At 39.8% G+C, this 20988-nt stretch carries 20 protein-coding genes; 7 read left to right on the plus strand and 13 right to left on the minus strand.

The annotated features are described in order from the left end of the window. The 5 genes from ABF638_RS29355 to ABF638_RS29375 form a co-directional block, all read right to left on the minus strand. Positions 1-1372: CheR family methyltransferase (locus tag ABF638_RS29355; protein ID WP_435026400.1), on the minus strand; the 1372-nt coding region annotated here is incomplete at its 3' end. Positions 1373-1553: 181 nt separating this feature from the next. Continuing rightward, complete coding sequence (locus tag ABF638_RS29360) at positions 1554-2171, minus strand: chemotaxis protein CheB (RefSeq protein ID WP_435026401.1); 618 nt, start codon at positions 2169-2171, stop codon at positions 1554-1556. A gap of 113 nt (positions 2172-2284) precedes the next feature. Then, positions 2285-3196 (minus strand): polyphosphate kinase 2 family protein, encoded by a 912-nt coding sequence (locus tag ABF638_RS29365; protein WP_435026402.1) that lies wholly within the window; start codon positions 3194-3196, stop codon positions 2285-2287. A 338-nt stretch (positions 3197-3534) separates the two neighbouring features. Further along, positions 3535-4011, minus strand: a complete 477-nt coding sequence (locus ABF638_RS29370) for a hypothetical protein (RefSeq protein ID WP_435026403.1) — start codon at positions 4009-4011, stop codon at positions 3535-3537. Positions 4012-4192: 181 nt separating this feature from the next. After that, complete coding sequence (locus ABF638_RS29375; protein ID WP_435026404.1) at positions 4193-5476, minus strand: proton extrusion protein PcxA; 1284 nt, start codon at positions 5474-5476, stop codon at positions 4193-4195. 574 nt (positions 5477-6050) lie between these two features. On the opposite strand from ABF638_RS29375, the gene ABF638_RS29380 reads away from it, so the two are divergent. The 3 genes from ABF638_RS29380 (at position 6051) to ABF638_RS29390 (ending at position 8942) form a co-directional block, all read left to right on the plus strand. Next, a complete protein-coding gene (locus ABF638_RS29380; protein ID WP_435026419.1) occupies positions 6051-6587 on the plus strand; it encodes a universal stress protein in 537 nt (178 codons plus the stop codon). Positions 6588-6840: 253 nt separating this feature from the next. Then, positions 6841-7206: a DOPA 4,5-dioxygenase family protein gene (locus ABF638_RS29385; protein ID WP_435026406.1), complete on the plus strand. Its 366-nt coding sequence runs from the start codon at positions 6841-6843 to the stop codon at positions 7204-7206. 332 nt (positions 7207-7538) lie between these two features. Beyond that, a complete protein-coding gene (locus ABF638_RS29390) occupies positions 7539-8942 on the plus strand; it encodes a hypothetical protein (RefSeq protein ID WP_435026408.1) in 1404 nt (467 codons plus the stop codon). Positions 8943-9173: 231 nt separating this feature from the next. On the opposite strand, the gene ABF638_RS29395 is transcribed toward ABF638_RS29390, so the two are convergent. The 5 genes from ABF638_RS29395 to ABF638_RS29415 form a co-directional block, all read right to left on the minus strand. Beyond that, positions 9174-9479 (minus strand): hypothetical protein, encoded by a 306-nt coding sequence (locus ABF638_RS29395; RefSeq protein ID WP_181930072.1) that lies wholly within the window; start codon positions 9477-9479, stop codon positions 9174-9176. A gap of 436 nt (positions 9480-9915) precedes the next feature. After that, complete coding sequence (gene coaE, locus ABF638_RS29400; RefSeq protein ID WP_435026409.1) at positions 9916-10512, minus strand: dephospho-CoA kinase; 597 nt, start codon at positions 10510-10512, stop codon at positions 9916-9918. A 46-nt stretch (positions 10513-10558) separates the two neighbouring features. Further along, a complete protein-coding gene (cobA, locus tag ABF638_RS29405) occupies positions 10559-12154 on the minus strand; it encodes a uroporphyrinogen-III C-methyltransferase (RefSeq protein ID WP_435026410.1) in 1596 nt (531 codons plus the stop codon). 96 nt (positions 12155-12250) lie between these two features. Beyond that, positions 12251-13267: a tetratricopeptide repeat protein gene (locus tag ABF638_RS29410; protein ID WP_435026411.1), complete on the minus strand. Its 1017-nt coding sequence runs from the start codon at positions 13265-13267 to the stop codon at positions 12251-12253. Between the two features lie 256 nt (positions 13268-13523). Then, positions 13524-15677, minus strand: coding sequence for an ATP-binding protein (locus tag ABF638_RS29415; protein ID WP_435026412.1), 2154 nt, complete (start codon positions 15675-15677; stop codon positions 13524-13526). A 127-nt stretch (positions 15678-15804) separates the two neighbouring features. Here ABF638_RS29415 and ABF638_RS29420 point away from each other — a divergent pair, with 127 nt between their 5' ends. Beyond that, a complete protein-coding gene (locus ABF638_RS29420; RefSeq protein WP_435026413.1) occupies positions 15805-16014 on the plus strand; it encodes a hypothetical protein in 210 nt (69 codons plus the stop codon). 267 nt (positions 16015-16281) lie between these two features. On the opposite strand, the gene ABF638_RS29425 is transcribed toward ABF638_RS29420, so the two are convergent. Both ABF638_RS29425 and ABF638_RS29430 read right to left on the minus strand, forming a co-directional pair. Then, positions 16282-16755 carry a tetratricopeptide repeat protein gene (locus ABF638_RS29425; RefSeq protein WP_435026414.1) on the minus strand — a complete coding sequence of 158 codons (474 nt, stop codon included), beginning with the start codon at positions 16753-16755 and terminating at the stop codon, positions 16282-16284. Positions 16756-16758: 3 nt separating this feature from the next. After that, positions 16759-17748: a homogentisate phytyltransferase gene (locus ABF638_RS29430; RefSeq protein WP_435026415.1), complete on the minus strand. Its 990-nt coding sequence runs from the start codon at positions 17746-17748 to the stop codon at positions 16759-16761. 26 nt (positions 17749-17774) lie between these two features. Between ABF638_RS29430 and ABF638_RS29435 the strand changes: the two genes are divergently transcribed. The 3 genes from ABF638_RS29435 to ABF638_RS29445 all read left to right on the plus strand — a co-directional run bounded on the left by ABF638_RS29435 (position 17775) and on the right by ABF638_RS29445 (position 20375). Then, on the plus strand, positions 17775-18041 hold the full coding sequence (locus tag ABF638_RS29435) for a hypothetical protein (RefSeq protein WP_435026416.1): 267 nt from the start codon (positions 17775-17777) through the stop codon (positions 18039-18041). 146 nt (positions 18042-18187) lie between these two features. After that, the gene (locus tag ABF638_RS29440; RefSeq protein ID WP_435026417.1) at positions 18188-19897 is read left to right on the plus strand and encodes an N-acyl-D-amino-acid deacylase family protein; all 1710 of its coding nucleotides are present in this window, start codon (positions 18188-18190) and stop codon (positions 19895-19897) included. A 205-nt stretch (positions 19898-20102) separates the two neighbouring features. Beyond that, positions 20103-20375 (plus strand): GlsB/YeaQ/YmgE family stress response membrane protein, encoded by a 273-nt coding sequence (locus ABF638_RS29445; RefSeq protein WP_181932539.1) that lies wholly within the window; start codon positions 20103-20105, stop codon positions 20373-20375. Between the two features lie 175 nt (positions 20376-20550). On the opposite strand, the gene ABF638_RS29450 is transcribed toward ABF638_RS29445, so the two are convergent. After that, positions 20551-20733: a CsbD family protein gene (locus ABF638_RS29450; RefSeq protein ID WP_292731310.1), complete on the minus strand. Its 183-nt coding sequence runs from the start codon at positions 20731-20733 to the stop codon at positions 20551-20553. Positions 20734-20988 lie beyond the last annotated feature (255 nt).

The raw sequence follows: 20988 nt of genomic DNA on the forward strand, positions 1-20988 counted from the left end.
TAGTTTCTAATTCTTCATTGGTGGATTGGAGTTCTTCGTTGGTAGTTTCTAATTCTTCATTGGTGGATTGGAGTTCTTCGTTGGTAGTTTCTAATTCCTGTTGCGAACGTTGTAGGGCATCTTGGAGTTGAATGTAACGCGTGACATCATGAAAGGAAATGCTGACTCCTAAAAAATTGGTGTCTGTTTCTTGCAAAGGCGTAATTCGCACATCCAGATATTGGGTTTCTGTGTTAGACAAATAGCGCTCTACATTTGTCAGGCTGATAGGGCGGCGTTCATTATAAGCCCGTTCAATTAGCGATCGCAATTCAACTGGCCGATAGGAAAGTTCTAGATCCTGGAAGGGACGAGTTAAATCTTTGGGGGAAAGGGCGAACAAAACCCGCGCCTGCTCGTTCACCATTACTAGAGTGCCATTGATATCAATGATGACTTGGGCGATTGGTGCTGTGTCAAAACCCATCTCTCGCAGCCGGAGGTTTCGAGACAAACGGCTGCTAGATTCTTCATCTACTGAATTTGCCATGACTAGGAGGCGATCGCGTAGATTCACCGTTGATACCTTAGTAAATATCCGGTTTTTCAAGTCTAGTGGGGTAAATAAAGCAGAATGCATCAGCAGCATCTCTGCTTTACCCAAAAACAGATAGCCATTATCATTAAGTGCAAAATGAAACCGGGCCAAAATTCGCCCTTGAGTCTCAGAATTAAAATACATTAATGTATTACGGCTAACCAGTAAATCTAAGCGGGAAATAGGGGCATCCTGAAGCAGATCATGGCGACCAAAAATCACTGAGCGGCGCAAGTCTTGGCGAAAGACATAGCGGTTCCCGACAATTTCAAAGTATTTTTGCCGCAGTTCATCTGATATCGTTTGGACATCTTTTGCTGAATACACAGCTTGCCTAGCCTGGTTGAGAGCATCTTCATCTACATCTGTGGCGTAGATTTTCACTCGTTGGCGAAATTCTTCTGCTCCCAGTATTTCAGCCATCAACATTGCCAAGGTATAAGCTTCTTCCCCAGAAGCACAACCAGCGCTCCAGATGCGGATTTGGTCAGAAGTTTTTTTATTTTTAATCAGTTTAGGCAATATTTGCTCTGCCATGTATTCCCAAGCTGATGAATCTCGAAAAAAAGCAGTGACGTTTATTAAAATAGTGTTGAAAAGAGCATTGAATTCATCTGGATAAACTTCTAGATAGTCTTGATATTCTTCAAAGTTTTCTATGCTTAATGACTGCATTCGCTTGCATACCCGACGGATCAAAGTCGAGCGCTTATAACCTGTAAAATCAAATCCCCGACTTTGTCTGAGATAAATCAGGAGATTTTCAAATTTAGGATCTCTTTCTGCGGAAGTCATAGGGGCAGGGGGCAGGGAGAAAGGGGCAGGGGCAGGGAGAAGGGAGAGTGGAGTTTTGAGCTTCATTAATGAGCATCAAAGACTGATTAAAGGAGTTTGGAGCCTCATTAATGCGTATCAAAGACTCATATAAGCTGTGCTAAAACTATATCTCCTCTACTCTCTGCCCCTGTGCCTCTGCCTAATTACATTCTCCCATGACCAAAGTGATTAGGGTGGTGGAGATTTCATCAAGGGGGAGAATAAAATCTACCTTGCCAGTTTGAATTGCGGCGGAGGGCATCCCCGAAAATTCGGCGGTTTTTACGTCTTGGACAAGAATAGTGCCACCCATTTTTTTTATCGCTTCTACTCCCATTGCGCCATCGCTACCCGTTCCAGTTAGCACAATGGCGATCGCTCTATCTTTGTAAGTGGCTGCAACTGATTCAAATAATAGGTCAGCCGAAGGACGTAAAAAATGTACTAGTTCCGACTGTGATAAGGAAAGAGTACCATCACCGTTAACCAACAGATGACGATTAGGTGGGGCAACATAAGCCGTTCCTGGGGTAAGACAATCTCCCTCTTGTGCCTGTTTGACGGTAAGAGCCGTGCGCCGACTTAGAATTTCTGCCAGGAACGAGCGATATTGGGGGCCGAGGTGTTGCACAATGGCGATCGCGGCTGGAAATTTTGCGGGTAGAGTCGATAACACTTTAACTAGAGCAGTTAGACCACCTGCGGAAGCTGCGATCGCTACAATATCAAAGGCAGCATTATTAAAGTGAGGTAGATGATTTTTGGCATTTTCTGCCATTTGAATCACGATTTTGCGGCGATGACTATCTGCTAAACTTTTTTAGTTACAAATAGGATTAATTTAGTTACAATTTTTATCCTTGTTCAAATAAATTGTACAGTATATCTGAACTACTTTAAGATATTTTTGCCTTTACCTATCAAGTTTATAGGCTCATCTTCCTGCTCTAGAATCTGTTTAGCCTGTAAAAGTTGCTGCCTATGTTCCTCACTAACTGTCGGGTATTGCAGATTTAGTTCTTCTAATTTTGTACAGATAATATTGGCAACGGTCAGGCGGGTAAACCATTTGCGATCGGCAGGAATAATATACCAAGGGGCCCATTTAGTACTGGTATAGTTAAAAACCTCTTCATAAGCATTCATATAATCATCCCAAAAAGCTCGTTCTCGGACATCGTTATCTGAAAACTTCCAATGTTTTTCAGGAGATTCAATCCGTTCTAAAAAGCGTTTTTTTTGCTCTGATTTCGATACATTCAGAAAAAACTTCAGGATGATTACACCATTGTTTACCAAATATTTTTCAAAATTATTAATTTCTTCAAAACGCTGCTTCCATATTTTATTTCCCTCAGAGAAGTGGGGAAGTTGTTGTTTCTTAAGCATTTCTGGATGGACACGAACCACTAGCACTTCTTCATAGTATGAACGGTTGAATATCCCAATTCGGCCTCTTTCTGGCAAAGCTTTCATTGATCGCCACAGATAGTCATGATCTAATTCTTCTGAACTCGGACCCTTAAAACTAAACACCTGAAATCCTTGCGGGTTCACACCAGAGGTCACATGTTTAATAGTGCTATCTTTGCCAGCAGCATCCATTGCTTGAAAAATAATCAACAAAGCATGGGTGTTTTGAGCATAGAGAATATTTTGGTAATTTGCTAGTCGTTCAATATCTGCCTGTAATTTAATTGCAGCATCAGTTTTTTCATGAAAATCAGTCTTGTAAGCTGGGTCATAGTTTTTTCTCAGAGAAATCTTTGAACCTGGCGGAACAATGAAAGCATCATGATTCATATATAAAATCTCCTAATAGCTAATTAATACACAATCACATTTTGAAGTATTAATTACTGAAAGTTATAATTTATTAATTAAATAATAATTTTGATTCAAAATTCATCACTTTTAACCAATTCTGTGGGGTTAACGAACTTTGGGGGTTCAAGTCCTAGCCTTTGAAGGGCAGCACGAATTGAAGCCTAAGCTAAATCCCCGGACGCTCGCAGACTCGCTAACGCTGCGCTAACACAAAACGTAATTGCGTTAGCGGAGCGGAGCGTTAGCCCATTGCGAATTGGTTTGCCCTGGGAAGTAGTGTGACTAAACTACTTGAAAAGTGCTGTAATTACTAGTTACTTGCGTCGCTTTGGCATAGGACGCATCGCTTCACGGCCCAAGAGAAACATCCCCGTAACCCCCAAACTGACAAACCAAACATATTGATACCAATACTGCCGAATCTGTTCAACTGTATTGAGTTGTGGATGCAACGTGTTTAAATACAGCAGCAGTAGTAATATCATCAGCGCCCCAAAACCAACAAAGCTCAAGCCGATAAGAATTCGTGCAGGACGCAGTTCAAAATCACTAATAGTGTCTAGGTCAATTTCTGCCAGTTCCTTAAAAGAGTCATCTGCCCAAGATGAGGTTGCTTGGAATCTATTGCTAAGTTTTGGTGGCAAAATTGGCGACAGTGTTGCTACAGTTGGGCGACGTAGCAAAGCCTCTGTATCTCGCAGTAATTCTAGTGGTTTACGGGTAGTAGTTGGTTGAGCAAACTCTATATTGTCTTTAGGAGTTGGAGCATTAGCTTTGCTTTCAAAATCCATAGCACGCTTAGGAATAACCAGGATATATATACATAGCCTAGCGAATCAGAATGCAAATGAGTCGAAATAATTCGTAATTCATAATTTCGTAATTCGTAATTCGTAATTAATTTATTTATTTATGGTAAAAAACCTATTCTTTGCTCAAAGTAAGCTAATTTATGATTGGGATAATTACAAATTAGTCGTCCATCTCTTTTAACGTAGCTAATGCCGACGGAGATAAACGACTCAAATAGCGGAATATCCAGTATTTAAAGATAGTGTTTAAAATCACGGGAAATGTAGCAATAAAGAAAAAGATTACATTTCTACTGGTTGGCAGACCTAAATGTTCTGAGAATCCTGCAAGCAATACTTCCCACCCCTCTGGTGAGTGAAATCCTACAAATATATCTGTAACTAGAATAATCAAAAAAGCCTTAGCACTATCGCTAAGACCATAGACAATGCTATCCAGAAAAGATTTGAACATCACAATTTCTCTTTTGCTCAGAGCGACAACTATAGCAAAAGAAAGTAGTGATATTAAATCAGCAAAAATATTACTAATACTACTATTAGTTTTTGTGCGGAATTCCTCAGAAATTCCAACTGCTTTATTTTTAATTTTTTCTTGTATTATCTCTGAAGAAATTGGTGGAGCTTGATTAAGCAAATATTCAAATCTAAGTTCTTCTTGAAAATTATGTAATTCATGGAGAGCTTTTTTTTCCATGTCAGAATTGATGAAAATTTGAGTTGTATTATCTCCTCTAATTTTTTCTAATATTGGAGTTACTAAAAATTGCTTAGATAAATACTGAGTTAAAAGTGGTACAATAATAAGAGTTATCAAAAATCTCAAGGCAATTATTGTTCTGCTTCTAGAAACTCTATGATTTCTGATAACTCCTTCTTCTGACCGCGGTGCAAAATCTGATTTAACTCTATTAACTGCTTTGCTTATAGACCTCTGAAACCCTTTAGTATTTTCAGATTGAGGCATTACTTTAACATCACTTATATTAGATGAGTCTGGCTGTTTGCTAATTTCGATATAGTTAAGTTGTGGGGTTTGAGAAGTTGGTGCTAATGCGCTGTTACTAATTATTTCATCCTTGATTGCGTACTTCTCGACAACTTCATCAATATCCTTTAGTGTTTCTAATAAAACAGAGTTAGAAATATTGATAATCCCCCGACTTATCTGGAATTCTGCAAGCCTGATCTTGATAATAGTTAAATTTTTATCAAGGTATACTTGCCAATATGACATGACATTTTCAGTATATTTTACTGACTCTGAAGATATTTTTTTGTTACCAAAATGTTCGATCTCGATGTTTTTAATTCTCTGAGCTGCCTGTTGAGCTTCTAATAGTGCCCTTTCTGGTGTATCTAAAAACCAATGTTTAAGCGATCGCAAGGATCTTTTGAGTCTTTGGCGGAATAATGCTGGTGTTTTTGCGAATGAATTTTTCATTATATATATGATTATTTATATAATGTTTATTATTATATAAGCAGGGAAAATGATTAATAACTTGTTAAGAATATGATTAACTATTATCCAACACTCTTTAGAGGTTGTTTGAAAAGTCTAATTTATTACTCGCCGGGCGACTAGAAGTCGCGGCTACACAGACAAAACCCGCCTGCGCGGGTTAAAACCCTTCATTTCTCGTTAGTCCACGCTGGACTTCTCTGCGAGACGCTACGCAAACGATTGTGTCATAGCAAATTCTATTCGCCCAATACTTTTCAAACAACCTCTTAGATAAATCTATTATTTTGATTTATTGACATAGTTTAGTTTTATTATGCCAATACAGGTGATGCAGACTACACGCAGTATTAGTAGAAGGGGAAACCCTGCTTTCCTCACAAGTTCCTCAAATTGTTTTGCTACAAATATAAATGTGGGGCGAAAACTTTTAAGAAATTTAAAATTCAAAAGTTGCTAAACATAGTTGAGGGTTTGGTCATTTTTGACAATCCAACATCTGGAAACCCGAAACCGTAAAGACCAATAACCAATGAAATCGGAGGTCTATATGATGTTTAAAAAGATTCTAGTTGCATTAGATCGCTCAGAAATGGGGCAACAGGTTTTTGAGGAAGCATTGAGTTTAGCAAAGTTAACACAAGCTAGCTTAATGCTATTGCATGTCCTATCTCCCGAAGAAGAGGGTAGTCCTTACGGGCCTATGCTGTCTAATTTTGACTACTATCCGGGATTGAGCCATCAAACCTTTGAGGTATATCAAAAGCAGTGGGATACCTTTAAAAATCAAGGAATCCAGATGTTGCAATCTTTTTGTGTTAAATCTAATACAGCAGGTGTAACTACGGAATTTACACAAAATGTTGGTAATCCTGGTCGGATTATTTGTGACTTAGCCCGTACTTATGGCGCTGACCTAATTGTTATGGGGCGTCGGGGTCATTCTGGACTGATGGAACTATTTCTCGGTAGTGTGAGTAACTACGTCCTTCACCATGCTGCTTGCTCAGTACATATTGTGCATCTTTCAGTTACTCCTAAAAAAGATGAACTTGTCCAAGAAACTACAAGCAATTTAAGCATTAACTAACTACTAAGATTGCTTGAAGAATAATGCAGAATTAAAAAATAAATTTTAGCCAGCTAAATTCTGAATTTGGTTCATTCTCATCTACGCAGAATTTAATTAAATAGATGATCTCTGTAGAGTCAATCTCAACAACTAATCCTTAACTGTACGGTATTAGGCTAAAATTAAGCGTAGGCGTAGCCCGTCGTAGACATCGCTTTTTCAGTGAGAAGTCCGCTACCGAAAATTAGAGTTGAGAGCGAAAAGTGGATCTATGAAAGAAGATACTATCGAGATCGCTGGTTTTCATGCTCATGTTTACTTTGATACCGCAAGTCGGGATGTAGCTGCGCGTGTACGGGAAGGATTGAGTGCTAGATTTGACGTGCAACTTGGACGCTGGTTTGACAAGCCCATCGGGCCGCACCCAAAAGGAATGTATCAAGTTGCTTTCTTACCAAATCAGTTTGATAAAGTCGTTCCCTGGTTAATGCTCAATCGTGAGGGATTGGATATTCTCGTCCACCCTGAAACAGGCGATGCTGTAGCAGACCACGCCGAGCATTCTCTATGGTTAGGAAAAAAGCTAGATTTGAATATTGAGTTTCTTCGACAGCCTAGTTCTACTTTATCCAATTAAGGGAAGTAGCCTACTTTAATTATGAGGACTAAAGTCCCCACTACAAACCTTTAATTATTTATGCGATCGCCTTGCGAGAAAAATGGATAAAGTCGAGCTTAGAGCCTGATTAAAACTTAAGCGCAAACAATTGCTCCTCTTGTGGTTTACCCAAGAGGAGCAATTTTCGTTCTAAGAGAGACTTAGCATTCAGCATCCGCAGTAAATGAGCATTAAACCTCTTCATTCCAGGTAATTGTTTAATAATGTGACCTTTACCCAGAGAAATGAGGAATCAGTTGCATGAAACAGTATGCTATTAAGCAGCATTCTGATAAAAATAAATTTGTCTAATGAAAAATAATTCTGCGAAGGAAAAAATTGCAGGCATTTCCCGATTTGGCAAAGCTAATTTTAGAGTCACAAAGAAACAAATTTTATTTAGTACCCTTATTTTATGCCTTGGTTTGCTGGGAATAGGTGGTTTCTGGTTTAAGTCCAGATATAAATTTGATGACAAGATGAGTGTAAAGCTACAAGAATTATCGAATGTCGATTATCCAGTTAATCCCGCACCTTTAGGCAAAAACTTTCAAAGATATTCTCAGAGAAAATTAACAATTATTAAGAGAGATGATACGCATTTCGATTTTGTGCTTGAGCCAACAGACAACAAAACGGCACAAATAATTATAAAAAATGTTGATTTAGAGCTATTAGTCCCAAAAGCACCCGAATGGGTTAAAAAAGATCAGGGTTTAGAAATAATTGCTTTTACAGACCGGGAGTGGAATAGACAACAAATTAGTTTTCCAGCTAATTCCAACAATATAGAAATTGTTGGAGGAGATGGTTTTGAAAAGCAAAACCTCGTAGAGGTCGCTTTAGCTAATAATTGCTTAAATGCCGGATTTTGGGAAATTTTGCTTTTCACTAAAGAGGATAGCAATAAATCCCTTTATTATCAAAGCTGGTTTACCTTTCCGATAGGACATTACAAAAATATTTTTGAAAAAATTAATAATATTTCCTATTGGAAGCATTGGTGGAAATTAGAACACTGGCAAGACCCAAGTGGCACAATATTAAAGACTAATCTTCTGAGAAATATAATTGATGAAAAAGAAGTTGCTACTCAGTTTCCACTGGATGAAAAGATAATTGTATCGGGAGAGCAAGGTAGAAAAGTTAGAACTACGCTAGCGACTAATGTCACAAAATGGGGAGATTTTTACGACGCTAAAAAGGAAATTAAATTTGCAAGTTTTCGACCACCAGGATTTTATGATCAAAATAAGCCTTGGGGAAATCAATACTGGAGAATAGGCAAATTTGATAAAGCTATTTTAAGGAACATTAAACCGATTGGTGTTGAACAAAATTTACAGGAAATTGAGTTACTATTCACAGATACTAAGACTAGTGAACAAAATAGATTATTCATTAGTGGGATTAATCTCAAAACACTCCCTCAATTGACTGTACAAGAGTATCCTAACGGCTTATATATGCCAATGGGAATTGGGATACCTCCTTTTTATCAAAGCTACGATGAATTAACAAAAAATCATCCAGATGTCAGCCCCTACTTCAGTTTTTTACTAGATTCACAGGAGCGTTGGATAGATCATCACCACTTAGCGGTTGATGGTTCAGTAATGCACCTTGATAAAAATAACCCAAATCTTTTGCATCTTTACTTGCTATCCTACGAAAGGAATACTTTAATAGCTCATTTTTTGATCAATTTAAAATAACGTGAGTTCGATGAACCTCTCCCTCCCAGCCTCCCTCTCCGAAATGGAAAGGGAGGAGCAACGAAAAATTAAGCCTTTTGCTCCCCTCTCCGTGTCGGAGAGGGGTTGGGGGAGAGGTCAAATAAGACTTGTCGAACTCACGTTAAAATAGATAACTAACTTCTCTTATTATCTAGCAAGAGAAGAAGAGTTTTCACATCTGGAATTGAAGTAACTAGTGGATATTAATATTTAGTCAATCGGTATTTGTTTGAGCAAAGCTATCCACATATCAGACGGATCGGAGTAGTAATCAACTTCTTCAACTTGATATTGATAAGATTCACAACCTTCTCGTAAAATAATGCGATCGCAGGGTTTTATGCCTTTCCCTACTCCAGTCATGTACCCGATCATTCCTTCATTGAGGCGCTCAAATACGTAGTCGCTTCCCCAAACTTGTTGGCTATAATCATGGATTTTATTCTTTTGTTTTAATGGATTAGCTGGAAAGCTAACCAAAGATAATTTATTTAAAAAACTAAAACTTAAGTTCATACCTGTTCTGATTGAAGAGAAGGCACTTAAAAAAATTGGAAAATAGAAATAATAGTTCAAAAGTCAGTTTGTTTAAGACTCAATTCTGAGATATTAATATTTAATTTATACTAAATGGATCTTCTGTAAGATAAACCATTGATGTCAATATGATGCTGTTTTTTAGGTAAAAGTTCACTATTTTTCATATTATTGACTAGTTTGTTACCTTTAATCTTCAGTATTTCATACAACACCAGATGTTATAGCAGCTATTGTTTTACTATTTACTTAAATTTACAGTACTAGGAACCGCAGATTCAACTGTAAAATCACCGAATTATTGAACAATATTTGGTCAGATATGAGTGTTTTTTTGTTAGAAATATAATATTTTTTTATAAATGTTTTATGTCTTAAGAATGTCGTCTATGTAACTTTTTAAGACAAATAGACTTTAGTCTCCACTCCTGGCTTTTAGGACTATATCTACCTGTTTCAGTAGTAATTCTAGGGTAGAGGAGTTATCTAAAACGACATCTGCATAAGCAACTTTTTCTTCGATAGATAATTGGCTGTTGATCCTGGCTTCTGCCTGTTCTCTATTTAAATGGTTTCTTTGTATCAATCTTTGTAGTTGTTGCTCTTGGGAACAATGCACTACCCAAATTTCTGTAACCAAATCAGTCATTCCCGCTTCAAATAATAGAGGCACTACTAACACCAGTGTTTGTGAGGAAGATTGGGCAATTGCCGTGAGGAAGCGATCGCGCACATAAGGATGAATCAAATCATCTATCCAGTTGCGTTCATCTTGACGATTAAAGATAACTTCGCCTAGCTTTTGGCGGTTTAGGCTACCATCTGGTAGTAAAATTTGTTCGCCGTAACGTTGAGCGATCGCACCCAGAATCGGCGAACCTAAAGATACTGCGTCTCTAGCATAAATATCTGCATCCAAAATCGGCAGGTTATAAGCGCTAGCCAAATAATTTGTGACGGTAGTTTTGCCTGTAGCAATACCGCCAGTTAAGCCGATTATACGTTTTGTCATTTGTCATTTGTCATTTGTCATTTGTTATTCTCGCCTGCTTCCTCATCTAAGAATTGGTTGCCCATGTGATCAGTGCTTGGGTTAAACCGTCTAAAGTATATTCTTCAGCTTCTATGTCCACACGCCCAAATAAAGAATGGCAAGTTTTGGAGGTTTGGGGGCCGATAGAGGCAATACAAACTCCTTCTAAGAATTGGCTAGAATCAGAGTTGTTGGAAAATATATTGTTAGTAAGTTGACAGAAAAATTGTACAGTTTTAGAACTAGCAAAAGTAATCACATCTACCTTGCTGTTTTGGAGAGCTAACTTTGCCGCATCTGGAATACCATTAGGACAACAAGATTGATATGCCGCAACTTCTATCACCTTTGCTCCCTTGAGAGTTAATTCCTGAACCAAAATTTCTCTTCCGCCGCTTTCAACTCTGGGAAATAAAACCTTTTTACCATCCAGTTTCTCTGGAAAATTTTCCACTAAAGAATCGGCAACAAAGTTGGGGGGAATAAAATCTGCTTGAAGAGAGCGTTGTTTAAGACCTTGGGCTGTTTTCTCACCAACGACGGCAATTTTGATGCCAGCTAAGGCACGGGCATCTTTACCTTGGGCGGTTAGCCTTTCAAAAAAGTAGTCTATGCCGTTGGTAGAAGTGAGAATTAACCAGTCGAAGTCAGATAAATGAGCGATCGCATCATCCAAAGCTTCCCAACTGGAAGGTGGGCCGATTTCTAAGGTAGGCATTTCGATGACTGTTGCACCTGATGCGATGAGGCGATCGCTAAATTGACTCGATTGGCCAACTGAACGTGTTACCAAGATTGTTTTACCAGTAAGGGGAAGGGGAGAGAGGGAGAAGTTGCTTGACATAGCAGGGAGGCTAGGAGTTTTGGCTGTAGTTGAATCCTGACAATCTATTTTCTCAGGTTGTAAGTACTTGCGTAGCCCAACAACTTCACCAATCACAATTACCGCCGGAGAAAGGGATAATCCGGTGGTTTGTTCCAAAATATTGCCCAGTTGCGCTGTCCAAATTTGTTGATCGGGAGTTCCTGCCCAACGGATGATTGCAATGGGTGTTAAGTGCGATCGCCCGTGTCGCAGCAGTTTATGTACAATCTCTGGTAGATGTTGCCCTCCCATCAAAATTACCAGTGTCTCTAAGCGTGACAGTGCCTCCCAGTCTAAAACCTCTGGTTCGTGAGCTGTAAATACTGCAAAACAGCGGCTTAAAACTGGATCTGTCAGGGGAATTCCTGCTAACAAAGGTGCTGCAAGGGCTGAGGAAATTCCTGGTACTAGTTCAAAATCACAACCTGATGCTTTCAACGCTTCAATTTCGGAAGCGCAACGCCCAAAAATCAACGGATCACCTGATTTGAGTCGTACAACTTGTTTTCCTTGCAGACAGTGTTTTACCAGTAACTTGTTAATCTCTGCTTGGGTTGTACTGGGTTTGCCACCGCGTTTGCCGACATCTAACTTTAGGCAATTATCTGGTACGCACTGCAATAATTGAGCATCTACTAAAGCATCGTAGACTAACACCTGAGCCGTAGCTAAAAGATTGTAAGCTTTTACTGTTAGGTATGCCGCATCTCCAGGCCCAGCACCTACGAGGTAGACTTTACCTCTGTTATTTGTCATCTGTCATTTGTCATTTGTCCTTTGTCCTTTGTCATTCTTCTCTTGCTCCCCCTGCTCCCTCTGCTCCCCCTGCTTCTTTCCTAGTCCCCAATCCCTTCATTGCGTTAATTTTTGGATTAGCTGATCAACTTGCTCAAGCATCTCCTTGTTTTCCTCTGCTTGGAATAACTCTCTGGCTTTTTTGAAATTGAAAATCGCTTCTTCTAGTTGTCCTTGCCTTCCCAAAGTGACGCCCAAATTATAGTAAGCATAAGCATCGTTGGGTACGAGGCTAATGGCTTTTTTGTAATGTGCGATCGCTTCTTGTGGTTTGCCTTGATCGTCCATCGCATTTGCCAAACCTGTGTAAGCTTGTGCATGTTTCGGATCAAGGCGAATCGCTTGGGTATATTCGGCGATTGCTTCTGTTGGTTTTCCTTGAGCGTATAAAGCACTTGCTAAATTATAGTGAGCGTCTGCATACTTGGGAGCGAAACTTATGGCTTTTTTGTACTGAGCGATCGCTTCTTCTAGTTGCCCTTGAGCGTACAGAGCATTTCCCAAGGCGTTATAAGCGGCTGAATTTGTTGGATTGAAGGCAATGGCTGCTGTATATTCCGCGACGGCTTCTGTTGGTTTTCCTTGAGCATACAAAGCGTTCCCTAAGTAATAGTGAGCGTCTGCATACTTGGGATGGAAGCTGATAGCTTGATTGTATTGGGCGATCGCTTCTTGGAGTTTGCCTTGATCGTACAGAGCATTTCCTAAGTGAAAGTGGGCTTGAGGATACTTAGGGTCAAGGCTGATGGCTTTATTATATTGTGCGATCGCTTCTTGGAGTTTGCCTTGATCGTCGAGAGTATTTCCCAAAGCAATATAAGCTTGGATAAATTTTGGTTCTAGTTCAATTGCTTTCCGAAAAGCTGCCTCTGCTCCTTTTAAATCTCCTTGTGTTTGGAGATTGGCTCCTCGCTCGAAGTTAGCAACTGCGTTTTTGTTCTGAGGAAGTGCTGCTTGATTTGAGTTTGGAATTTTTGATAAAACAACGCCAACATCTTTACCAAAGACAGTATTCCCATTACTCAAACACAAGCAGATAATAGCTGCTACTAGTATATTCTTGTTTTTCAGCATTTTTATTACCTTACCTGCTTGGTTTACATGTAATATTGAGTTCGGCTGGCATCGTAAAAACACTCAACTCTCAGTCCCGCAAACGTGGAACTCGGCGCCCCCTCTGGGGATTAGAGGCAGGGAGCAAAAGCGCAGCTTTATCCGGGTTCTAGCAGGAATTATAAGTTATTAACCCAACTTGATACAAGTTTTGTCTCATGCAACTGTCCATTTGTACAAAATGGATGGTGCTTTATTAGGAGTAAAAAGTTTTTTTTTAGGTAATTTCTGACACTTTTATTTCAAGAAGTTGAGCAATGGCTGCAACTAATTCTTCTGGGTTAAGAGGCTTGGGTAAATGCATCTGAAACCCAGCTTTTAAGGCTTCTTGCTGGTCATCGTTTCTCGCAAAGGCAGTCAAGGCAATTGCTGGAATTTGTCCACCTTGTTCTGGTATCAAATTTCTCACTTGATGTATTAACATATAGCCATCCATATCGGGCATACTAATATCGCTGACCAACACATCTAGCTTTACCTCTGCTAGGGTTTGTAATGCTTCATAAGCGGAAGATACCGCAATAACAAAAGCCCCATCTTGCTCTAATACAAAAGCAACAAAATCTCGTGAATCAGCATCATCATCAACAACTAAAACTCGGATGCCATTCAGAGGTAAGGAGTTAGGAGCTAAAAACGCAGGGTAGTTTTGTTCATCTGTCAAGCTTGGGCTTTCATCTGGCAGAAGTGGTAAGCTCACAGTAAATATTGCCCCTTTACCCTCACCGTGGCTCTCTGCTTTGACGATACCGCCATGCATTTCGATGATATTACGCACAATTGCCAATCCCAGTCCTAATCCACCAAAATTTCTCGTAGAGGTGCTATCCGCTTGACGGAAATAATCAAACACGAATGGCAAAAAGTCAGCGCTAATTCCCTTACCTGTATCGCTAACTACAATTTGAGCATAGCCATCAGCTTGCTCTAATCGCACTTCTACCTTTCCTCCCTTGGGTGTAAATTTGACAGCGTTAGAAAGGAGATTCCAGACAACTTGCTGCAAACGAGTAGAATCGCCCAGAACTTCTCCCACATCCGGTTCAAATGCCGTATTCACATCAATCAACTTTGTTTCTGCCGCTAACTGCATTGTTTCTAATGCCGACAATACCGTAGACTCTAGGTTAATCTTCGTAATATTCAGCGTCAGTTTGCCCTGTAAAATTCTGGAGATATCCAGCAAGTCTTCAATGAGTTGAACCTGTAAAGTGGCATTCCGCTCGATTGTGGCTAGTGCTTCAAATGTCTTTACTTGGTCTAACCTGCGGGTTTGCAACAACTTTGACCAGCCGAGAATTGCATTCAGTGGAGTGCGTAATTCGTGAGAAAGGACGGCTAAAAATTCATCTTTAATTCGATTGGCTGTTTCTGCTTTCGCTCGTGCTATTTGTTCTAATTCCAGTAGGTGCGCCCGTTCTTCAAGTATTTGTTTTTGTTCGTGGATATCTGTACATGTTCCAAACCACTTAACTACAATACCTTGCTCATCTTTGAGTGGTAAACCTCGCGCTAATTGCCAACGATAGGAGCCATCAGAAGCCCGTTTGAAGCGATATTCGTTGTTATATATAGTGCCTTCTTTTACAGCATTAGACCACACCTCATCAGCACTTTGAATATCATCTGGATGCAATGCAGCCAACCAACCAGAACCCAAAGATTGCTCTAATGTTAGCCCAGTGTAGTCACACCAATTTTGATTAAAAAAATCACATTCACCGTTAGGCTTGGTTGTCCATACAAGTTGAGGAATTGCCTCAGCTAAGTAACGGTAGCGTTCTTCGCTTTGTCGAAGAACTTCTAAAATGCGTTGGCGTTCCAGGATTTCTTGTTGTAACTGCTCGTTAGTTTTGGTAATTTCATTGGTGCGAACAGCAACCATTTCTTCCAGATGATTCTGGTATTTTCGCAGTTCCTTCTCTACCCGTAAGCGTTCGGTTATTTGGGTTTGAAGTTCTTGATTTGCTTGTTCTAGTTGAGCGGGGCTAGGAAATGCCAGTGCTTGGGGAACTAGAGACACAAGATTTACTGCTGTAATTAAAGATATTGTGGCAGTTATTGCTTTGACAAACCCCGATAGCCAATAGGTTGGATGCCAAAGTGTCCAAATTTCTATTAAATGCGTGGTGCCGCAAGCTACGATAAATGCACTAAACAACAGAAAAATCCAATCAAAGGGCAAATCCTGCCGCTTACGCACAAAGTAAAATAGTGTAGCTGGAATCGAATAATAAGCTAGTGCTATGAGCGAGTCAGATAATATGTGTAACCAAACTAAATTTGTTTGCCATAGATAGCAGTGCCCATGTGGAATAAATGATCCTGATGTAAAAAAATTAGTCCACAACTCTGATATTATGTCTGACATAAACACTTGATTTGTTTTATCTATAAAATTTACTACTAAATTCCTGTCCTCATTTGATACTATTCTAATACTAAAATATTATTGATATGATGTGTATAATTACTCTACCGTTTAAGGAAACTATAATATGTCTTTAAAAACCAAACAACCTGTTAGTAGCATCGCTGTTTTGCAAAAAGATAAGCTTTTAAAACTCCCAATCTTTTCTCGTCTAAAATCTAAATTAATTCATTGTGGCTATGGTGCTTGTAGCGCATCAGGTTGCAATTGTAAAGGTTATGAAGGGAGTGGTGAAACTTGCGAAAATTGTGGACATAACTACAGCAAACACTGGTAAATTTCAGTAAGAATTCAGGAGTCAGAATGGGCTAAACACCCCGCTATCGCTAACAGGAGTCAGAATAGTTAAAAAATCAGAATAACATTTGATGAATAAACATACTAAACTAATTATTCTAAATTCCTTATAAATTCTGACTTCTGATTCCTGGGTGCTGAATTCTGACAAATTTAAAAATAAAAACCATTCTCATCATAATGATGGGAATGGTAAAAAATTAGGAGACAGAACAGGAAAATTTAATCTCCGCAACTCTCACTCAACTTAAGATTCACTTGACTTAGCACTCATTTTATCTAACAGTTGAGTGATTTTTTTAGCCTTTTCAGGTTGGCGCTGTTTTTGTAATAAATCTTTAGCTTGTAACAGGTTAGTTTTAGCTTCTTCTTCTCGCTCTTGCTGCATGAGAATATTTGCCAGACGCAAGTAAGCATCAGGATTTTTCGGACTGCGGCGAATTACTTCCTGGAATAATTCTGTTGCTTCCTCTACTTGGCCTTGTTGGTTTAAAACATCTCCCAAAAACAAGCGCACCACATCATTAGTAGAGTTGATGGAAATCACCTTGCGAAAAGCTGCTTCTGCACCTTGGTAATCTTTTGCTTGAGCAAGATTGATTCCTTTTTGAAACAAGTCTGAGGTAATCAAAGTTTTCCAAGCGAAATAGCCGAGGATTGACAGACTGAGAACAACTACAAGAGCAGCGATAATAGAACTAGTGGGAAAGGTTTCTAGCATTGTCTAAGCCAAAAGGCAGGCGATAGGAAAAATTAGATATTCCATAAAAAAGAGTTTCCAGATAAATTGGTAGAATTGAGCGATCGCACTTTTATCTTGTAAGTCTACCGTCGAACTCCGCAACCACAGCCAAACCAACAGCCCCAAATGAGTAACTATCAGGAATATGGGATTAATGGAGGCGACGCGTAGCACCCCAACCAGAATGATTCCCAGATAGCAGACAGTTATTACCCAAAGAGACAGATTAAACACAGCTTGGGGCCCAAGTTTGATGGTGAAAGTAGTAATATTGTAGAGGCGATCGCCTTCCATATCGGGGATATCTTTGAAGATAGCGATCGCAAAGGTAAACACCAAAATAAATAACGTCAGCACCCACACCACAGGCGGAATTGTTTGGCTTTGTTGCAACGCCCAACTGTAATGCAGATATAATCCTAAGTTAACAATCGTACCGCGCACCGAAAAAATACACAGCGCCGCCCAAACGGGAAACTGTTTCAAGCGAATTGGCGGCAAAGAATAAGCAGTACCAATGGCCAAACTAATAGCCACCATACCCAATAAAAACGGCCCAGTTAGCCATGCCACAACTAGCGCCAAAATCCCAGTAAAGGCAACAATTAATTGCCCAGTTTGCTGGGAAAACTCACCAGATGCCAATGGTAAATGAGGCTTATTAATCTTGTCAATTTCCACATCTTCTAATTGATTCAGCCCCACAATGTAGACATTGCCACACAGACAAGCAATCCATGCGCCGAAGACAGGGAGTAGAGAACTTGTAGAGACGCGATTCATCGCGTCTGTAGAGATATGATTAATTGCATCTGTACTAATGGCAATGGCAATTAAATATAAACCTAAAACACTTAGACTTGTACCAATAATTGTATGAGGGCGAGAGAATTTCCAGAAAGCATATAACCAATTGAAAGATGATGGAACAGGGTTGCCTGGTAAAGGGCTGTTTTGAGAACTTTGGCTCATGAGTAGCTTAGATACAGTATTCTGGCTTGTTGTTAATCATTGTCACAGAATTTGGTCATTTGTCATTTGTCATTTGTCATTGGTCATTGGTCATTGGTCATTGGTCATTGGTCATTTGTCATTGGGCAAAACAGTTCCGAGTGCTGAGTGAAGAGTTAGGAGTTACGAATTCTCCCCCTGCCTCATCTCCCTCATCTCCCTTATCTCCCTTATCTCTCTCATTGCCCCATTCCTTCAGACTGTGCGTAGGCATAGCCCGTCGTAGACATCGCATTTACCAGTGGGAATCATAACAAACAGATTGACCTGAGTAAATAACCAATGGCTTACCAAAACATTACTGGGTTCCTCCTGCCTCCTGCCTCCTGCCTCCTGAACGCCTCCCTTTCTTCAAATGACTCTCGATAGATCCAATAACAACCAAAGGGCAAAAAGAATCATGTTGGATTTGCTGATTCAAAACGGGTTAATTTTCGATGGCTTAGGCTCTCCAGCTATTCGCAGAGATATCGGCATTCAAAACGGCCGCATTGTCACCCTTGCACCCTCCTTAACTACCCCAGCGCGTGAAGTGGTTGATGCTTCTGGGTTATGGGTGACACCTGGATTTATAGATATTCATACTCATTACGATTTAGAGTTAGAAATTGCACCAGGATTGAGCGAATCAGTGCGTCATGGTGTTACCTGCGTGGTTATTGGTAACTGTAGCTTGTCTGTTGCGATCGCCCAACCCCAAATCCTGGCTGATATTTTTCAGAGGGTAGAGACACTTTCCCATCGGCTGATTGCAAAATGGTTGAAAAAATCGGTTTCCTGGCAGACACCAGCAGAATATTTACAGCATTTGCAACAGTTACCCCTTGGCCCCAATGTTGCCCCAATGTTTGGACACAGTGCCTTACGCGCTCATGTGATGGGATTAGAACGCAGCTTAACCGTTCAGCCGACAAAATTTGAACTAAAACTGATGCAGCACATAGCCAGAGATGCAATAGATGCTGGCTTTATTGGCATTTCTATTGATATGTTTCCCTGGCATCGGATGAGTGGAGAATGGCAAGGCTGCACAATTCCTTCTCAACACGCCAAATTTAAAGAATATGCAATGTTGGCAGATTTATGTCGGCGGTGCGATCGCGTTTTTCAAGTCACACCCAATTTACAACGACTTGCTTCCTTTGTAGATATTCTGCGGATGGGTTCAGGGATTGGACAAAAACCACTGCGGCTAACTGTCCTCTCAGCCTTAGATGCCGTACACGATCGCAAACTATGGCGAATATTTTCCCCCCTACTTTTTATTTGGAATCGGCTTCTAAATGGTAATGTGCGCTTTCAAACCCTAACCGAACCCTTCACCATTTACTCTGATGGATCTGTGACTCCCTTATTTGAAGAATTCTCCACAGGCGCACAACTTAATGGCTGTCAGTCACGAGAAGAAAGACAACAACTATGGGCATCGGAAATATTTCGTCGTCAGTTTCGCCAAGAATGGCTCAGTAAAAGGCGTAAATCATTCCATCGCCGATTAGATTTGATGGAAGTTATTCACTGTCCCGAAGCAAATTGGCAAGGGTTAAATTTTGCAGAAATTGCTCATCAAAACCAACAAGAACCAGTAGATTTATTTATCCACGCATTACAAAAATACGATACAGATTTACGCTGGGTGGCGACAGGAGCGAACGATCGCCTAAAACCCCGTTTAGCGATGATGCAGCATCCTCATATTTTGCCTGGTTTTACCGATGCTGGCGCTCACGTCCGTAACCTGGGCTACTATGATGGAGCTTTGTCTTTGCTCAAACAAGCAGTTGCAACAAAGTTCCTTTCACCTGAAGCTGCGATTTACCGCGTTACGGGAGAACCTGCTCGTTGGTTTCGTCTTGATACGGGAGTTCTAAAAGTTGGTGCTCAAGCCGATATAGTTTTACTTGATCCCAATGCTTTAAATCAGCCAATTAGCCCGCAAGTGCAGATATCAGATCCAGTTTTAGATGGTGAACCTCGAATGGTTAAGCGCGGTTCGGATGAGATTGTGCAAGGGGTTTATATTAATGGGATTCAGGTTGTTTGTCGAGGTAAGGTGAGGGATATTTTGGGGCGTGAAAAGTTGGGAAGTGTTTTGTCACCATTTACTTAAAGAGTATTTCGCGGCGTTCAATCGGGGAAGTAAATTCACGAATAATATTCCAAATTCCGTCATATTCATCTCCAATACAGGTCAGTATAGGAGCCATAATTTTGTTAAATTTTATTGAGGTTTCATAGCTATATCTTCGGGTAGAAGGAAAACAATATTGTAATTTCTAAGCTAGTTATGAAGTTTTCTGATGGATGAAATTATGCTGAACATTATTGCTTGGATAATCCTGGGTTTGATTGCTGGAGCTATAGCGAAAGCTATTTATCCTGGTCGTCAAGGTGGTGGAATGGTTTCAACGATGATTTTAGGTATCGTCGGTGCTGTAATTGGGGGAATTTTAGTTACTCTCTTAGAGACAGGAAGATTTCAATTAACTGCTGCAACCCTCAGTATCCCCGGTGTAATTGTTGCCGTCATTGGCGCAATAATTGCTATCTTTCTATGGAACTTATTAGCTGGGCGTACCAGTTATTAGTTGAATTAAATTGTAGGAAAATCATGTTTAGGGCCAAGTTGTTCGTGATTAACCATTTCAGATTCTACGCCAATATAACAAAAACTCCACTTTCTAAAAGTTAGTGGAGTAATTAATGTAAGGCTATTAGTAATGAATCATGGTTAGTAGTGCTATTTGCACTGCAAAAGCTCAATTAGTCTAAAGCTTTCTTAAGTTCGTCTTTAATGTTTTCTACAGTGTGAGTAACTTGGGCTTCAGCTTGCTTTGCTTGTCCTTCGGCTTTATCTTGTGGATTACCGGTTATTTCACCCACAACCTCTTGAATTTTTCCTTCAATATTTTTTGCAGTAGCTTCTACTCTTTTTTCGGCACTCATGGTTTTATTTCCAGCTTGTAGTTGATTCAGCTATTACATAAATTAACAACAGAGTATTGTTTTTAACTTCCATCAACCGATAGAATAATTTGGTAGATTATGTATCTTAAGATAGATACAAGACGCTACATGAGTACGCAAGTAAAAAAATATGAAAAAAATATTAATATATAGCAATCCTAAATGAGTTGTGAAAATGTGCGATGTCCAGATCCCCGACTTCTTCGAGAAGTCGGGGATCTAATTTTTCACGAA

Origin of the sequence: Nostoc sp. CALU 1950 (genome assembly GCF_051172895.1) — a bacterium.
Taxonomy (GTDB): Bacteria; Cyanobacteriota; Cyanobacteriia; order Cyanobacteriales; family Nostocaceae; genus Nostoc; species Nostoc edaphicum_A.

What these genes read in the sequence shown, in the direction of transcription:
- ABF638_RS29360 (WP_435026401.1), bottom strand. Translation starts at nt 2,171, where the DNA reads ATGGCAGAAAATGCCAAAAATCATCTACCTCACTTTAATAATGCTGCC.
- ABF638_RS29440 (WP_435026417.1), top strand. Translation starts at nt 18,188, where the DNA reads ATGTTGGATTTGCTGATTCAAAACGGGTTAATTTTCGATGGCTTAGGC.
- ABF638_RS29410 (WP_435026411.1), bottom strand. Translation starts at nt 13,267, where the DNA reads ATGCTGAAAAACAAGAATATACTAGTAGCAGCTATTATCTGCTTGTGT.
- ABF638_RS29450 (WP_292731310.1), bottom strand. Translation starts at nt 20,733, where the DNA reads ATGAGTGCCGAAAAAAGAGTAGAAGCTACTGCAAAAAATATTGAAGGA.
- ABF638_RS29375 (WP_435026404.1), bottom strand. Translation starts at nt 5,476, where the DNA reads ATGAAAAATTCATTCGCAAAAACACCAGCATTATTCCGCCAAAGACTC.
- ABF638_RS29385 (WP_435026406.1), top strand. Translation starts at nt 6,841, where the DNA reads ATGAAAGAAGATACTATCGAGATCGCTGGTTTTCATGCTCATGTTTAC.
- ABF638_RS29390 (WP_435026408.1), top strand. Translation starts at nt 7,539, where the DNA reads ATGAAAAATAATTCTGCGAAGGAAAAAATTGCAGGCATTTCCCGATTT.
- ABF638_RS29395 (WP_181930072.1), bottom strand. Translation starts at nt 9,479, where the DNA reads ATGAACTTAAGTTTTAGTTTTTTAAATAAATTATCTTTGGTTAGCTTT.
- coaE (WP_435026409.1), bottom strand. Translation starts at nt 10,512, where the DNA reads ATGACAAAACGTATAATCGGCTTAACTGGCGGTATTGCTACAGGCAAA.
- ABF638_RS29430 (WP_435026415.1), bottom strand. Translation starts at nt 17,748, where the DNA reads ATGAGCCAAAGTTCTCAAAACAGCCCTTTACCAGGCAACCCTGTTCCA.
- ABF638_RS29425 (WP_435026414.1), bottom strand. Translation starts at nt 16,755, where the DNA reads ATGCTAGAAACCTTTCCCACTAGTTCTATTATCGCTGCTCTTGTAGTT.
- ABF638_RS29365 (WP_435026402.1), bottom strand. Translation starts at nt 3,196, where the DNA reads ATGAATCATGATGCTTTCATTGTTCCGCCAGGTTCAAAGATTTCTCTG.
- ABF638_RS29370 (WP_435026403.1), bottom strand. Translation starts at nt 4,011, where the DNA reads ATGGATTTTGAAAGCAAAGCTAATGCTCCAACTCCTAAAGACAATATA.
- ABF638_RS29420 (WP_435026413.1), top strand. Translation starts at nt 15,805, where the DNA reads ATGTCTTTAAAAACCAAACAACCTGTTAGTAGCATCGCTGTTTTGCAA.
- ABF638_RS29415 (WP_435026412.1), bottom strand. Translation starts at nt 15,677, where the DNA reads ATGTCAGACATAATATCAGAGTTGTGGACTAATTTTTTTACATCAGGA.
- cobA (WP_435026410.1), bottom strand. Translation starts at nt 12,154, where the DNA reads ATGACAAATAACAGAGGTAAAGTCTACCTCGTAGGTGCTGGGCCTGGA.
- ABF638_RS29380 (WP_435026419.1), top strand. Translation starts at nt 6,051, where the DNA reads ATGTTTAAAAAGATTCTAGTTGCATTAGATCGCTCAGAAATGGGGCAA.